Raw genomic sequence first — 13,860 nt, 5'->3', positions numbered from 1 at the left:
TCACAGGCCGTCCAGTGCGGCCAGCAACCGCGCGGTGACGTCATCCGCGGCACCGGACGCATCGACAACCCGGCAACGCGCCGGATCGGCCACGGCAAGCGCGGCGAATGCGGCGGCGACACGGTGATGATAAGCCGCGTCCCGCGCACCGAATCGATCGGCCCCGTCGCGATCGCGCGCGGCGGCACGCGCGGCGGCCTCCGCCTCGGGCAGCGCCAGCAACAAGGTGCGATCGGGCATCAGGCCATCACTGCCGACCTGATGAAGCTGACGGATCACCGCTTCACCAATGCCGTCCGCACCGCCCTGATAGGCCAGCGAGCTATCGAGGAAGCGATCGCTCAACACCCATTTCCCGGCATCGATCGCAGGCCGGATCGTCTTGGCGACATGATCCGCCCGCGCCGCCGCGAACAGCAGGGCTTCCGCACCCGGCGTCCACCGGCTGGCGTCACCATCCAGCAGCAATGCGCGGATCGCTTCGGCCCCGGCGCTGCCGCCCGGTTCACGGGTTTCGACGACGTCATGACCGCGCGCGCGCAGAGCGGCGGCAAGCGCGCGCACCTGCGTCGACTTGCCGACTCCTTCCCCGCCTTCGAGGCTGATGAAATGCCCCCGCGCCACCATCGCCAGGATCAGGCCATACCGAACAGCCAGCGGAAGCCGGCCGCGATACGATCGAAGAATCCGGCCGCATCGACCGCCGTTTCAGCCACCAGTGGCATGCGCTGCGGCGGCGTATCGCCCGTCTGCACGACGAGATCGGCGATGTGCTGCCCTGCCTTGATCGGCGCCTTGATCGGGCCGTTATAGACCACCGTGACCTTCATATTGCCGCTGATCCCGGCCGGCACGGTGACGGCCAGATCACGCGGCGCAACGAGGCCGACGCTGCGGACATCGCCCAACTGCACTTCGGCCGTCTGCACTTTCTTGCCCTTGGCGACGAGCGGCACGGCCTTCCACGCCCGGAAACCCCAATCCATGAACGCCACCGACTGTTCGATCCGCTGGTTCGAACTGGTGAGCCCGGCGACGACCATCACAAGACGGCGGCCATTTTGTTCGGCAGACCCGGTAAAGCCATAACCCGCTTCTTCGGTGTGGCCGGTCTTGAGACCATCGGCGCCAGACACCCGGCCGAGCAAGGGATCGCGATTCTGCTGTGTGATGGCCGCGCCCGCACCCATCGTCTTGCCCCACGTGAATTCCTTCTGGCTGTAGAACGCCTTGTAGAGATCAGGGAAATCCTGGATCGTCCGCGTCGCCAGTTCACCCAGATCGTGCGCGGTGACATAGGTGACGCCGCCATCCGGCCAGCCGTTCGACGTGCCGAAATTCGAATTGGACAGGCCCAGTTCCTTGGCGCGCTGGTTCATCAGCGCGACGAAGGCCGGTTCCGTCCCCGCAATCCCTTCGGCCAGCACCACGCAGGCGTCATTGCCCGAAAGCGTGACGATGCCGTGGAGCAGATTCTGCACGCTCACCTGTTCGCCGGGCGACAGGAACATCGTCGACCCCGCCGACGGGCCATGCCATTGCCGCCAGGTTTCGGGCCGCACCGTGATCATCTGATCGAGTTTCAGTTCGCCCTTCTTGATCAGATCGAAGGCAACATAAACGGTCATCATCTTGGCCATCGACGCCGGCGGCATCCGGCGATCGGCATCCTTGGCGTACAGCACCGCGCCCGAAGACAGGTCCTTCATATACGCCACCGGCGCCGCCGTTTCGAAGGGCGGCGCGGCAGCGGGCGCGGCAACGGCAAGGATCATCGCGGCGGATGCGGCAAGCAGGATACGAGGGTGCATCGGTCTCATTCCAGGGCTGGACATTCAGGGACGGGCGGAAGTGATTTGCGCATCGTGATAGCCGCGCCGACGCACCTCCGCCAGCGCCGAGCGCGCGGCTTTTTCATCGGCGAACGGGCCTAAACGAACGCGATAGAGATTATCGCCGGGCGTGACGCCGGCCGCCGCCACATCACGCACGGCTGCAACCAGGCGATCGGCCTCGTCCACATCGGCGAAAGCGGCAATCTGAATGAAACTTGGCAATTGCCTGGCCGCGACCGTCCTGGCCGGCCCTTCGTCGCGGGCCTTGCCATCAGGGTAGACCCGCCGAACCCGCACCCGCACGACACCCGCTTTCTCGGTGCCCAACTGACGCGCCGCCGCACGCGACAGATCGATGATCCGCCCGCTGGCAAACGGCCCGCGATCGTTGATCCGCACGATGACCTTGCGGCCCGTATCCAGCGCCGTCACCTCCGCATAAGACGGCATCGGCAAGGTCGGGTGCGCGGCGCTGATCGCGTTCATATCGAATTTTTCGCCATTGGCGGTGGTGCGGCCATGATGCCCGCCCCCGTACCAGGACGCCAAACCCGTCGCATCATAAGACCGGTCGTCGCGCGGCACATAGGTGCGCCCGCCCACCACATAGGGCTTTCCGATCTTGACGATGCCATCGCCCGGCGGCCGGGTGGAGGCGCAGGCGGACAACAAGCCCGCTGCGGCCAGCACCGCCAGTTCAGCGCGCCACTTCATCGGCGAGCAACCCCACGGACAGCGCATAGAAATTGGAACAATTATAATCGAGGATCGCGCGGTAATTGCCGGTCAGCAGATAGGCCGTCGCTGCCGGGCCATCGGGTTCCAGCAAGGTCGCCAGCTCCGTGTCGGCTGGTGCCGGCCCGCCGGTGATGGTGACGCCCAGCGCCTTCCATTCGGCCATGGTCAACCAGCGGCTATGGCGATCATGGACACGCGGGCAGCGCGGCGATTTCGTCAAGGCACGCAATGCGCCGCGATCCAGCGTCGCCGGCACGCGCACCGCCACGCCCCAGGGAATGTTCGGTTTCCAGCCGGCATGGACCAGATAGTTGCCGATCGACGCCAGCGCATCGGCCTCGCTGGTCCAGATATTGACCCGGCCATCACCGTCACCATCGACGGCCAGCCGCATGTACATGCTCGGCAGAAATTGCGGATACCCCGTGGCGCCGGCCCAACTCCCCTTCAACTGGGCGCGCGGAATGCCGCGATCGAGCAGTTGCAACGTCGCGATCAGTTCGGCGGTGAACAATTCGCGGCGACGGCCGTCATAAGCGAGGCTGGCAAGCGACCGGATGAGATCGTAATCGCCGACATAGGTGCCATAACCGGTTTCATGGCCATAGATCGCCATCATGATCGCTTCGGGAACCCCCGTATCCGCCTCGATCCGGGCAAGCTTGGGGCGCAGATCCTGATACCGTTTGCGCCCGCGATTGATTCGGTCCGCGTCGACATGACGCGCCTTGTACGGCGCGAAATTCGGGATCGCCGATGCCGGCGCGTTCGGATTGCCGCCCGGCTGGGCACGATCCAGCTGGATCACGCGCGAATTGAAGGTCAGCCCATCCACCGCACCATCAAACGTCGCCGGCCGCACGCCCGCCGCCAGCGCGCGCGGACGAATCGACCGCAGGAAAGCCTGAAACGCCTGATTCTGATCGACCGGCGCGGCCGCAGCGACTGGCTGGGCCGCCCCCGCCGATCCGCTGGTCTGCGCTGGCCCGGCGCCGGGTGAAACCAAAAGGACGGTGGCAATCGCCAAGGCCCCGAACGAAATACGCATGCAAAACCCCTTACCGGCCTAAACCTGCCACAGCCAGAGGCAATGGTGAATCCCCTTCGCAACAAAGATATCCCGCCTCTTGCACGAAAGGCCGCACGCGGAGATAAGCACCCCCGCCGCAAGGGTGGCAAAGTGGTCGATGGCCGTAGCCTTGAAGCTACCCGGTCTTGTCGGCGCGGCGCTGAATTGGGAGTGTGGTTATAAGGGGTTAGTAGTCGGTCGGTTGCGGTGACATATTCGCGCATATGCCTGCCATAAGCTGCCGCCCGTGAAACGGCATGGAAGAGTGTCCGAGTGGTTTAAGGAACCGGTCTTGAAAACCGGCGACGGGGCAACCCGTCCGTGGGTTCGAATCCCACCTCTTCCGCCATTACTGAGGTAGAAAGATATGCTGGACGGGCGCGATTGGAGCAAAGTCGAGGGCGCTTCGCCTGAATCGCTGGACCTGCTGGCGAGCGTTTCACCTACCGGAATTCCCATCCGCCTCATTGAACTTTTGCGGGTCACGGATGGAGGCGAAGGTCCTTTGCCGGTTCAACCACTATGGTTCTGCCTATATCCTGCTGCGGAAATTGCCCAGATTGAGCGAGATGGCACCTTCAAAGAGTTCTTCCCAAACCTATTTGTTGTGGGAGGGAATAGTGGGGGCGAGGCCGTTGCAATCGACTTGCGAGAGCCAACCTCGGCTCCGGTGGTGTCGTTTGATATGACGAACATCGATCTCAAAGAGAGTGTTCGCCATATTGCAAACGATTTCGAAGCGTTCGTTGATCTGATTGGCAAAGAGTAACTGCAACGCCTCGCACCTGAAGGCGCGAGGCGTTGCGCAGCGTCAAGGCGGAAGGAGTGTAGCCTACCCCCGCTGCTGCGGATGTTCGATTAACGAGGGACCGTCCGCTGGTCCTCGGCGCGGGTGAAGGCGACAAAGCCTCGCGCAACCTTATGCTGGCGCTGACAGGCACCGTCAGCGAGCATATGCCAGCGCCCATACGCCCGCCCTCATCCCACTCGCGGAGATGATCGAGGATCAGTAGAAAGTCCCCTGCCAGCGTGCCCGCCATCACGTCTGCATACGCGGCATCGGCAAACGCACCGAACAGGAGTGTGAACGGGGACGGTCGCGGCTTCTCCGCTTCCTCAATCCGCTTGATGCGGCGTTGAAGGGCGCGGATGCCTGCCATTGCGGCTGTTGTTGCCGCTTGACACTTCTGATCGGGATTAAACGCCACATGGCGTCAAATCTGTCGCCGGCGTTCTTGACGCGCCGCATTTCAGCGGCGAAGTCATCCCGCGTCGACTGCGCTTAGCGCAGACCCAGAACCGAGCTTTCGAATCCGTCTGTCCAAGTGCCAATTCTCGCAGGAAACCGCAAATGACTTTCGCCGTGATCCCTCATTCATCGCCAATGTCGCCTGATCAGCGTGCGGCACTCCTGGAGAATCCGGGCTTTGGCCGTATCTTCACCGATCATATGGTGACGTTGAAGTGGACCGCGGATCTTGGCTGGCACGACGGCAAGGTAGCGGCGCGTGCGCCCTTTCAGCTCGATCCGGCTTGCGCGGTCTTGCATTACAGCCAGGAAATCTTCGAAGGCATGAAAGCCTATCGGACGCAGGACGGCCAGATCACCCTGTTCCGTCCGGAAGAAAATGCACGGCGCTTCGCCGAATCCGCCGATCGCATGGCCATGCCGCGCCTGCCTGAAAATCTGTTCCTGGAAGCGGTGGAAGCCCTTGTGCAGATCGACCGGGATTGGATTCCGGACGGCGAAGGCAGCCTCTATCTGCGCCCGTTCATGTTCGCGAGCGAAGCATTTCTGGGGGTTCGCCCGGCCGCCGAATATATCTTCTGTGTCATCGCCTGCCCGGTGGGCGCCTATTTCAAGGGCGGCGCCAAACCGGTGACGGTGTGGGTGTCGGATTCCTATACCCGCGCAGCATCGGGCGGCACGGGTGCTGCGAAATGCGGTGGCAACTATGCCGCCAGCCTGATCGCGCAAGCCGAAGCATCGCGCCATGGATGCGATCAGGTCGTGTTCCTCGACGCCGCGGAACATCGCTGGATCGAAGAACTGGGCGGAATGAACATCTTCTTCGTCATGGACGATGGCAGCCTGCTCACCCCGCCGCTGGGCGGCACCATTCTGCCCGGAATCACCCGCAATTCGATCATCGCGCTGGCACGGCAGGCCGGTCTTACGGTTGTCGAACAGCCTTATTCCTTTGAAAGCTGGCGCGCCGATGCCGCAAGCGGCCGGGTGCGCGAAACATTTGCCTGCGGCACCGCCGCCGTCGTCGCCGCAATCGGCGAAGTGCGTTTCGAAGGCGGCAGCTTCCAGATCGCCGATGCCGGCACCGGCCCCGTCACCAGCCGCCTGCGCGACGAACTGGTCGGGATCCAGCGGGGAACCGTGCCGGACCAGGCCGGCTGGCTGCACCGCCTGCGGTAAGCCGGCCATACCATCATGATCGGAAAAATGGCTGAGGCCGGGAATAGGATATATTCCCGGCCTCAGCCGCTTTCGTCGGGCAAGCGATCGCCCCGGATCAGGCCTATTCGGCTGCCTGCGCGTCAACATCGTCCGCTGGCCCGGCGGGCGCCAGCTTCGCCAGCGGACGCACCGTGGTTTCGACCATCGGCAGCAATTCGATGGTCTTCCCGCCGGTTTCCACCTTCAAGGCTTCGAAACGGCGCGCCTGCGTCATCACCTGACTTTCAAGGCTGCCGACGAAGCTGTTATAAGCACCCGTCGCCTGATTGAGATTGCGGCCGAGCTTTTCGACATGCCCGCCCATCGTCGCCAGCCGGCGATACAGTTCCTTGCCGACATCGGCGATTTCCTTGGCCTGTTCGGCCAGATGTTCCTGCCGCCACATGCCCGCCATCACCTTGGCCAGCGCCAGCATATTGATGGTCGAGGCGACGATGACGCCATTGTTGAAGGCGCTTTCGATCAGATCCGGCGCACGTTCTGCCGCCGCGGACAGGAAATGTTCGCCGGGGATGAACATGATCACGAAATCGGGCGACAGATCGAACTGCCGCCAATATCCCTTGCGGCCCAGATCGGCGGCATAGGCCTTCATCGCGCTGGCATGTTGCAGCAGCAATGCCGAACGGCGCTCCTCATCTTCTTCGTCAAAGGCCTGTTCGAAATGGACGAGCGGGCATTTCACGTCGATGACGATGCAGCGCCCGCCGGGCAGATTGATCACGCAATCGGGACGGAGTTGTTTGTCCCCATCACTGATCGAGGATTGCAGCGTGAAATCGACATTTTCAGAAAGCTGCGCCGCTTCGAGAATGTTGCGCAGCTGTTCTTCCCCCCAGCGTCCACGCGCCTTCGGGCTGGAACGGAGCACGTTCGTCAGCCGCGCGGTTTCGCGACGAACGATATCGTTGCCCTGCGTCAACTGGGCCACCGCCTCGCGCAGTTCGCCATAGCTGCCGACGCGATCCTTCTCGATCTTCTCCAGCTTTTCGTCATAGCGTTTGAGCGTGGATTCCACCGGCGTCAGCAGCAGCTTGATCTTGTCCTCGCCCTCCTTGCCGGCCTGGGCGAAGCGTTCCTCTGCGCGCTTGAGGAAGCTGGTCTGCGCGGTTTCGAGCGCCTTGCCGGCAAGATCCCCAAAGCGTGCTTCGAGCCTGGCTTCATACTCCTTGAGCTGGGCGATCTGCGCGGCATGCGCCTGCACCCGTTCCGCTTCGCCGCGTTCGAACCCGGCCTTGGCGGCGGCGAGTTCGGCGACGCGGGCGCGTTCGGCAGCCAATTCGGCCTCAAGCCCGGCAACCCGTTCGGCCACCTGCGTCGCGGCCGCCAGCGCGCGCTGCGCCGCATCCCGTTCATCACGGACTTCGTTGAGCAGCAAGCGCAGCGGCGGCAATTCCTCGCCCCGCGCCTCGGCAACAGCCCGGGCGGCTTCCGCCAGTGCAAGGCGTTGCGCCACGGCATCGCGTTCACGCCGGGCTTCGGCCACCGATGATTCGCGCGCGAACCATGCCATCGCCAGCCCGGCCAGCAGCGCGAGCGGAATTGCCACCAAAATCACAACGTCCATTGCCGCCCTTTCAGGAACAGAATAGGAACTCTGCCCCGGCCAGTCGTGATTTGCAAGGGACGCTTAGGCCAAATGCCTAGGCCGCGCGGTGGAGCCGGCGGGCCTTGTCCAGCTTCTTCATCAGCATGTCCCGTTTCATCCGCGACAGATGATCGATGAACAATATGCCTTCGAGATGGTCCATTTCATGCTGCAGGCAGGTGGCGAGCAATCCGTCGAGCAACGCTTCATGCTTCTTGCCGTCGGCATCGAGCCAGCGCGCGTGGATCGTCGTCGGCCGTTCAACATCGGCAAACTGATCGGGCACCGACAGGCAGCCTTCCTTGTAAACCGAATGTTCTTCCGATGGATCGAACAGTTCCGGATTGATGAAGACGCGCGGATTGCGGATCGGCTTTCCTTCCGCATCTTCGTCTTCCTGCAGATCGATCACGAGCACGCGGTTGGGTACGCCCACCTGGATCGCCGCCAGGCCGATGCCGGGGGCATCGTACATGGTTTCGAACATGTCGGCGATCAGCGCGCGCAGATCGTCATCCACCGCGTCGACCGGCTTGGAAAGGGTACGCAGGCGCGGATCGGGCGCCTCCAGGATCGGTAAAATGGCCATGGTCGTGAGCTAGGAAGTGGGAGGCCGCACGTCAAGCCACCGGACGTCGCGCGCGCAACGCCTGGGCCAGCGTTCCTTCATCGAGATAATCGAGTTCGCCACCAACCGGCAGGCCATGGGCCAGCTGCGTCAGGCGGATGGGATACCCCTCCAGCCGATCGGCGATATAATGCGCGGTGGTCTGTCCTTCGAGCGTGGCGTTCATCGCCAGCACCACTTCATCGGTCCCGCCGGCGGCAATGCGGCTGACCAGCGTATCGATCGCCAGATCCTCCGGCCGCACGCCTTCGAGCGCCGACAGCCGTCCGCCCAGCACATGGAAGCGACCGGGGAACAGCCGGGACCGTTCCAGCGCCCAGAGATCGGCCACTTCCTCCACCACGCACAGCAGCCGTGCGTCGCGGCGTGGATCGGCACATATCGCGCAAGGATCGCTGGTATCGACATTGCCGCAGGTGCCGCAGGTCGACAGCCGTTCGTTCACCGCTTCCAGCGCGCGCAGCAGCGGCCCCATCGCGGCTTCGCGTTTCTTGATGAGATGGAGGACCGCGCGCCGTGCCGATCGCGGGCCAAGGCCCGGCAACCGGGCGAATGCCTGCGTCAGCGCCTCGATTTCAGGAGATGCCATGGAGAACGGATAGGGAATTGATCCGCCGCCGTCACCCGGAAGTTGGCGAACATCCGGCCTTGCGCTTGGCCGCGTCGCAAAGCAAAGCGCGGGACATGCGCATAGCCTTCATGGGAACCCCCGATTTCGCCGTACCGACGCTGGACGCGCTGGTCGCGGCCGGGCACGAAATCGTCGTCGCTTACTGCCAGCCGCCCCGTCCGGCCGGTCGTGGCAAGGCGCTGGCCCCCTCGCCCGTCCACAAGCGGGCCGAGGCGCTGGGGATCATGGTGCGTCACCCCGTCAGCCTGAAGGACGCCGATGAACAGGCCGCCTTCGCCGCGCTCGACATCGATGTCGCGATCGTCGCGGCTTATGGCCTGATCCTGCCGATACCGGTGCTGGCCGCGCCGCGCCTGGGCTGCCTGAACGTCCATGCGTCGCTGCTGCCGCGCTGGCGGGGGGCGGCACCAATCCACCGGGCGATTCTGGCGGGCGACGAGAGGACCGGGGTTACCATCATGCAGATGGAACGCGGGCTGGATACCGGGCCGATGCTGGCGACGGTTGAGTGTCTGGTTGAGAGCAAAACGGGTGGGGAACTGACGACCGAACTTTCCAACAGCGGCGCGGCGCTGATGGTGCGCGTGTTGGAAAACCTGCCCGCCTTCCCGCCGACCGTCCAGCCGGACGAAGGCGTGACCTACGCCGCCAAGATCGACAAGGCCGAGGCGCGGATCGATTTCACCCGCGACGCGATCGACATCGAACGCCAGATCCGCGCGTTCAACCCGGCACCGGGCGCGTTTTTCGAACATAAGGGCGAGCGGATCCGCATCCTTGCGGCCGAAATCACCGACGCGACAGGCCCGGCCGGCACCGCGATCGACGACGCGCTGCTGATCGCATGTGGCGAAGGCGCTATCCGGGCGACCACCGTCCAGCGCGCGGGCCGGGGCGTGATGACGGCAAGCGAATTGCTGCGCGGTTTCGCGATCCCGGCGGGCACGGCCATCGCATGACCCGCTTTCGCCTTACGATCGAATTTGACGGACGCCCGTTCATGGGCTGGCAACGGCAGGCGCATGGCCCCAGCGTCCAGCAGGCGATCGAGGACGCGATCGAACGGATCACGGGCGCGCCCGCTGGCGCGCATGCCGCCGGCCGCACCGATGCCGGCGTCCATGCCGAAGCGATGACCGCCCATGTTGATGTGGAGCGACCGTTCCAGCCGTTCCGGCTGATGGAAGCGCTGAACGCGCACCTGCGCCCGCAGCCGATCGCGATCCTGGCCTGCGAAATCGTGGCCGATGACTGGCATGCCCGTTTTTCCTGCCTTGGCCGGCGATATTCCTATCGCATCATCAACCGCCGCGCGCCTCTGGCGCTGGATGCCGGCCGCGCCTGGCAGGTCGCCGCCCCGCTGGATGCCGAAGCGATGCACGCCGCCGCCCAGCGCCTTGTCGGCCTGCATGATTTCACCACGTTCCGATCGGCGCATTGCCAGTCGGAAAGCCCGGTCAAGACGCTCGATCTGCTCAACGTGGCGCGATACGGCGATGAAATCGCGATCGAGGCGGCCGCGCGCTCCTTCCTCCACCATCAGGTGCGATCGATGGTCGGCTGCCTGATGCTGGTTGGCCGGGGCAAATGGACCGCCGATGATCTGTCCGACGCGCTGGAAGCCCGCGACCGCGCCGCCCTTGGCCTGAACGCGCCGCCCGACGGGCTGTTCTTCATCGAGGCGCGCTACCCGGAATAGACCTGGCCCGAATAATCGTCAGCCGACCAGCATTTCCAGCGCCGGGGCATGGCCAAGAAATGCCTGCGGGCTGGCGCTGGCGCCATAGGCCCCGGCCATGAACACCGCGATCACATCGCCCACATCGCCGCGGGGCAACGCCACCTTATCGGCCAGCCGATCGAGCGGGGTGCACAGACAGCCGACCACACTGGCCGTTTCCGCTGCCTCGGCACCAAATCGATTGGCGATGGCAACCGGATAATTGCGGCGGACGACCGTTCCGAAATTGCCCGACGCGGCAAGCTGGTGGTGCAGGCCGCCATCGGTGACGAGGAAAATTTCGCCATGGCTTTCCTTGCGATCGATGACCCGCGTCAGATAGACGCCCGTTTCGCCTACCAGCCAACGGCCGAGTTCGATGGCGAAGGCGCTGTCGCGTAACGAGGCAGGCCGCGCCGCCAATGCTGCGTTCAACGCATGGCCGACCGCATCGACATCCAGCGGTACTTCGCCCGGAAAATAGGGGATGCCAAGGCCACCGCCAAGGTTCACCAGCGGCGGCGCTGCGCCCACTTCATCCGCCAGCCGCGCGGCCAGAGTTACGGTCGCGGCCTGCGCTTCGATGATCGCGGCGGCGTCCAGTGCCTGCGATCCGGCGAAGATGTGAAAACCCCGCCAGTCCGCGCCCGCTGCAATCATGTCGCGGCACAGGGCAGCGGCATGAACTTCGTCCACCCCGAACGGCTTGGCGCCGCCGCCCATGCGCATCCCCGATCCGCGAATTTCGAAATCCGGGTTCACCCGCACGGCCAGTTTGGGGCGGATGCCCAGCTTCGCCCCCGCCGCCAGCGCGCGGCGGCCTTCGGCGGCCGATTCGAGGTTGATCGTCACCCCGGCTGCAATCGCCGCTTCCAGTTCGCGATCGCGCTTGCCCGGACCTGCAAAGGAGATGTCGGCCGCTGCCATGCCCGATGCCAGCGCAACCGCCATTTCGCCGGCGGACGCCACGTCCAGCCCATCGACCAGCCCCGCAAAGGTAGCGACGACATCGGGGTGCGGGTTGGCCTTCATCGCATAATGGATCGCCACTTCGGCGGGCAACGCCGCGCGCAACCGCGCCACGCGCGCCGCCATCATCGCACGATCATAGACGAACAAAGGCGTATCGCCGGCCTGTGCGATCAGATCGGACACCGGCCGGCCGCCGACCAGCAATTCGCCGTCGCGTGCGGCATAGCCCGCCGGAATGCTGCCCATCGGCTTCATGACTTCAACTCCGCCTTGATCCCCGCGCGATCGACCTTGCCATTGGCATTGCGCAGTAATTCCGCCCGCCACAGGATGCCACGCGGCTGCATGAAATTGGGCAATTCGCGCTTCAGGCCATCGCGCAACGCCCCCTCGCCCGCCGGATCGCCCCGCACGACGAGCATGATCGCTTCGCCCAGCCGATCATCGGGAACGCCGATCGCCACCGCTTCGGCAACCAGGCCGGTGGCGATCGCGGCTTCCTCCACCTCGGTCGGGCTGACGCGGTTGCCCGATGTCTTGATCATTTCATCATCGCGGCCGACGAAGCGCAGCAGCCCATCCATATCGGCCGCCACCGTATCGCCCGACCAGACGGCCGTGCCGCCATATCGGGAAAAGGCCGGCGCGGGGCGGAAACGCAACGCTGTGCGTTCCGCATCCCGCCAATAGCCCTGCGCGACCAGCGGCCCGGCATGGACCAGCTCGCCCGGTTCGTTCGGCCCGGCTGCAGTGCCATCGGGCTTCACCACCAGCACTTCGGCAAAGGGGATCGCCCGGCCGATCGATTCGGGATGCGCATCGATCAGTGCCGGATCCAGGAAGGTCGACCGGAACGCCTCCGTCAGCCCGTACATCGAATAGAGATCGGCCTGATGGAATAGCCCGCGCAGCCGGCGCACCAACGGCACGGGCAGCCGCCCGCCCGAATTGGTGATGCGCCGCAGCCGCGCCGCCGTTTCCGCCGGCCACTCCGCTTCGGCCAGTTGCACCCACAAGGGCGGCACCCCGGCGATGGTAGTGATCCCATGCTTGTCGACCGCGCGAATCACATCACGCGCCGTCAGGAAATCGAGCGGACAGGCGCACGCCCCGGCGGCCCAGCTGGATAGCAGCTGATTCTGGCCATAATCGAAGCTGAAGGGCAGCACGCAGAGCGTTCGATCATCCGGCGCCAGCCGCAGATACTGCGCCACGCTGACGGCCCCCAGCCACAGGTTCGCATGGCTCAGCATCACGCCCTTGGGCCGCCCGGTCGATCCCGAAGTGTACAGGATCGCCGCCAGATCGTTCGGGTTGGCGGCCGATGGCGGCAGGCCATCCTGCGCCGCCAGCAGTGCCGCCCCGGCCTCGTCCTCGATCAGCAGCGCGCAATCCGCCGGGCGATCGCCCGCCTCCAGCGTGCCGGCGCGGCCGGCCCCCGCGATCAGCAAGGTCGCACCGCTATCGGCCAGGATGTGCGCCGCCTGCGCGCGTTTCAGCAAAGGGTTGATCGGCACATGCACCAGCCCGGCCCGCGCGCAGGCCAGCGGCAGCAGGCTCGCAAGCCGGGTCTTGGCCAGCCATGATGCGACCCGCGCGCCATCGGCCAGCCCCCGCCCGCGCAACGCACGCGCCAGCGCGCCGACCGCGCGTTCAAGGCCGGTATAATCCAACGCGCCGACGCGATCGACCAGCGCCAGCGCATCCGCCGCGCCCATCCCGGTCAGATGATCCAGCGGCCGGGACGTGGGATCCGGGTTCGGTGACATATCTGTTTCTGGCACCCTGGTTCCTGTCCGATGGCTGACGCGACGGCGCGGGATAGCGCGGCCGTGCGCGTGGGGAAACCCGCCCGCTTGTCGGTAGCCCACGAAGCCGCTAGGCGGGCGGCGTTCGTGTCCGCCGGAAGATAGGGAAAAGCATGGCTGGCGATACCATCGACGTCGAAGCAACCGTGCGCGCCGTACTGGGCGATGTGCTGGCGCTGGGTGCCGAGCGCACCGCCGCGCTCGAATCCGCGTCTCCGCTGTTCGGCGCGCTGCCCGAACTCGATTCGATGGCAGTCGCCGGACTGTTGACCGAACTCGAAGACCGGCTCGACATCATCATCGAGGATGATGAAGTGGATGGCGAACTGCTCGAAAATTTCGGTGCGCTCGTCGCCTTCGCGGAAAAAAAGACGCAGCGCTAAGGCCCATTCGGGGCCGGT

At 64.9% G+C, this 13,860-nt stretch carries 14 protein-coding genes and 1 tRNA gene; 6 read left to right on the top strand and 9 right to left on the bottom strand.

The window, feature by feature from the left end; all coding sequences use genetic code 11:
* Genes tmk through KC8_RS01725 form a run of 4 tightly spaced genes read right to left on the bottom strand, consistent with a single transcriptional unit; the run spans position 1 to position 3,621 of the window.
* Positions 1-627 (bottom strand): dTMP kinase, encoded by a 627-nt coding sequence (gene tmk / locus KC8_RS01740; RefSeq protein WP_010123323.1) that lies wholly within the window; start codon positions 625-627, stop codon positions 1-3.
* A gap of 8 nt (positions 628-635) precedes the next feature.
* Positions 636-1,811, bottom strand: coding sequence for a D-alanyl-D-alanine carboxypeptidase family protein (locus tag KC8_RS01735; protein ID WP_010123324.1), 1,176 nt, complete (start codon positions 1,809-1,811; stop codon positions 636-638).
* Between the two features lie 24 nt (positions 1,812-1,835).
* Positions 1,836-2,549 carry a septal ring lytic transglycosylase RlpA family protein gene (locus KC8_RS01730; RefSeq protein WP_010123326.1) on the bottom strand — a complete coding sequence of 238 codons (714 nt, stop codon included), beginning with the start codon at positions 2,547-2,549 and terminating at the stop codon, positions 1,836-1,838.
* Positions 2,533-3,621 (bottom strand): lytic murein transglycosylase, encoded by a 1,089-nt coding sequence (locus tag KC8_RS01725; protein ID WP_010123327.1) that lies wholly within the window; start codon positions 3,619-3,621, stop codon positions 2,533-2,535. The genes KC8_RS01730 and KC8_RS01725 overlap by 17 nt, the downstream gene beginning before the upstream one ends.
* Positions 3,622-3,901: 280 nt before the next feature.
* Between KC8_RS01725 and KC8_RS01720 the strand changes: the two genes are divergently transcribed.
* The 3 genes from KC8_RS01720 to KC8_RS01710 all read left to right on the top strand — a co-directional run bounded on the left by KC8_RS01720 (position 3,902) and on the right by KC8_RS01710 (position 6,070).
* Positions 3,902-3,991 (top strand) — tRNA-Ser (locus KC8_RS01720).
* 18 nt (positions 3,992-4,009) lie between these two features.
* Complete coding sequence (locus tag KC8_RS01715; protein ID WP_010123328.1) at positions 4,010-4,411, top strand: SMI1/KNR4 family protein; 402 nt, start codon at positions 4,010-4,012, stop codon at positions 4,409-4,411.
* 582 nt (positions 4,412-4,993) lie between these two features.
* Positions 4,994-6,070: a branched-chain amino acid aminotransferase gene (locus KC8_RS01710; RefSeq protein ID WP_029624238.1), complete on the top strand. Its 1,077-nt coding sequence runs from the start codon at positions 4,994-4,996 to the stop codon at positions 6,068-6,070.
* A gap of 103 nt (positions 6,071-6,173) precedes the next feature.
* Here KC8_RS01710 and rmuC read toward each other — a convergent pair whose 3' ends face one another.
* The 3 genes from rmuC to recR all read right to left on the bottom strand — a co-directional run bounded on the left by rmuC (position 6,174) and on the right by recR (position 8,917).
* Positions 6,174-7,679 (bottom strand): DNA recombination protein RmuC, encoded by a 1,506-nt coding sequence (rmuC, locus tag KC8_RS01705; RefSeq protein WP_010123331.1) that lies wholly within the window; start codon positions 7,677-7,679, stop codon positions 6,174-6,176.
* A gap of 76 nt (positions 7,680-7,755) precedes the next feature.
* Positions 7,756-8,289: a peptide deformylase gene (def, locus tag KC8_RS01700; protein ID WP_010123333.1), complete on the bottom strand. Its 534-nt coding sequence runs from the start codon at positions 8,287-8,289 to the stop codon at positions 7,756-7,758.
* Between the two features lie 31 nt (positions 8,290-8,320).
* Complete coding sequence (recR, locus tag KC8_RS01695) at positions 8,321-8,917, bottom strand: recombination mediator RecR (protein WP_010123334.1); 597 nt, start codon at positions 8,915-8,917, stop codon at positions 8,321-8,323.
* 95 nt (positions 8,918-9,012) lie between these two features.
* Between recR and fmt the strand changes: the two genes are divergently transcribed.
* Both fmt and truA read left to right on the top strand, forming a co-directional pair.
* A complete protein-coding gene (gene fmt / locus KC8_RS01690; protein ID WP_029624239.1) occupies positions 9,013-9,918 on the top strand; it encodes a methionyl-tRNA formyltransferase in 906 nt (301 codons plus the stop codon).
* On the top strand, positions 9,915-10,658 hold the full coding sequence (gene truA / locus KC8_RS01685; RefSeq protein ID WP_010123336.1) for a tRNA pseudouridine(38-40) synthase TruA: 744 nt from the start codon (positions 9,915-9,917) through the stop codon (positions 10,656-10,658). The genes fmt and truA overlap by 4 nt, the downstream gene beginning before the upstream one ends.
* An 18-nt stretch (positions 10,659-10,676) precedes the next feature.
* On the opposite strand, the gene KC8_RS01680 is transcribed toward truA, so the two are convergent.
* Positions 10,677-11,906 (bottom strand): pyridoxal-dependent decarboxylase, exosortase A system-associated, encoded by a 1,230-nt coding sequence (locus KC8_RS01680; RefSeq protein ID WP_010123338.1) that lies wholly within the window; start codon positions 11,904-11,906, stop codon positions 10,677-10,679.
* Positions 11,903-13,420 carry an acyl-CoA ligase (AMP-forming), exosortase A system-associated gene (locus KC8_RS01675; protein ID WP_037495032.1) on the bottom strand — a complete coding sequence of 506 codons (1,518 nt, stop codon included), beginning with the start codon at positions 13,418-13,420 and terminating at the stop codon, positions 11,903-11,905. The genes KC8_RS01680 and KC8_RS01675 overlap by 4 nt, the downstream gene beginning before the upstream one ends.
* Before the next feature lie 152 nt (positions 13,421-13,572).
* Between KC8_RS01675 and KC8_RS01670 the strand changes: the two genes are divergently transcribed.
* On the top strand, positions 13,573-13,842 hold the full coding sequence (locus KC8_RS01670) for an acyl carrier protein (RefSeq protein WP_010123341.1): 270 nt from the start codon (positions 13,573-13,575) through the stop codon (positions 13,840-13,842).
* Positions 13,843-13,860: the final 18 nt, after the last annotated feature.

It is taken from the genome of Sphingomonas sp. KC8, assembly GCF_002151445.1.
Classification (GTDB): Bacteria; Pseudomonadota; Alphaproteobacteria; order Sphingomonadales; family Sphingomonadaceae; genus Sphingomonas_E.
Note: the sequence above shows the minus strand (reverse complement) of the source record. Positions and strands in the feature narration are given on the sequence as shown.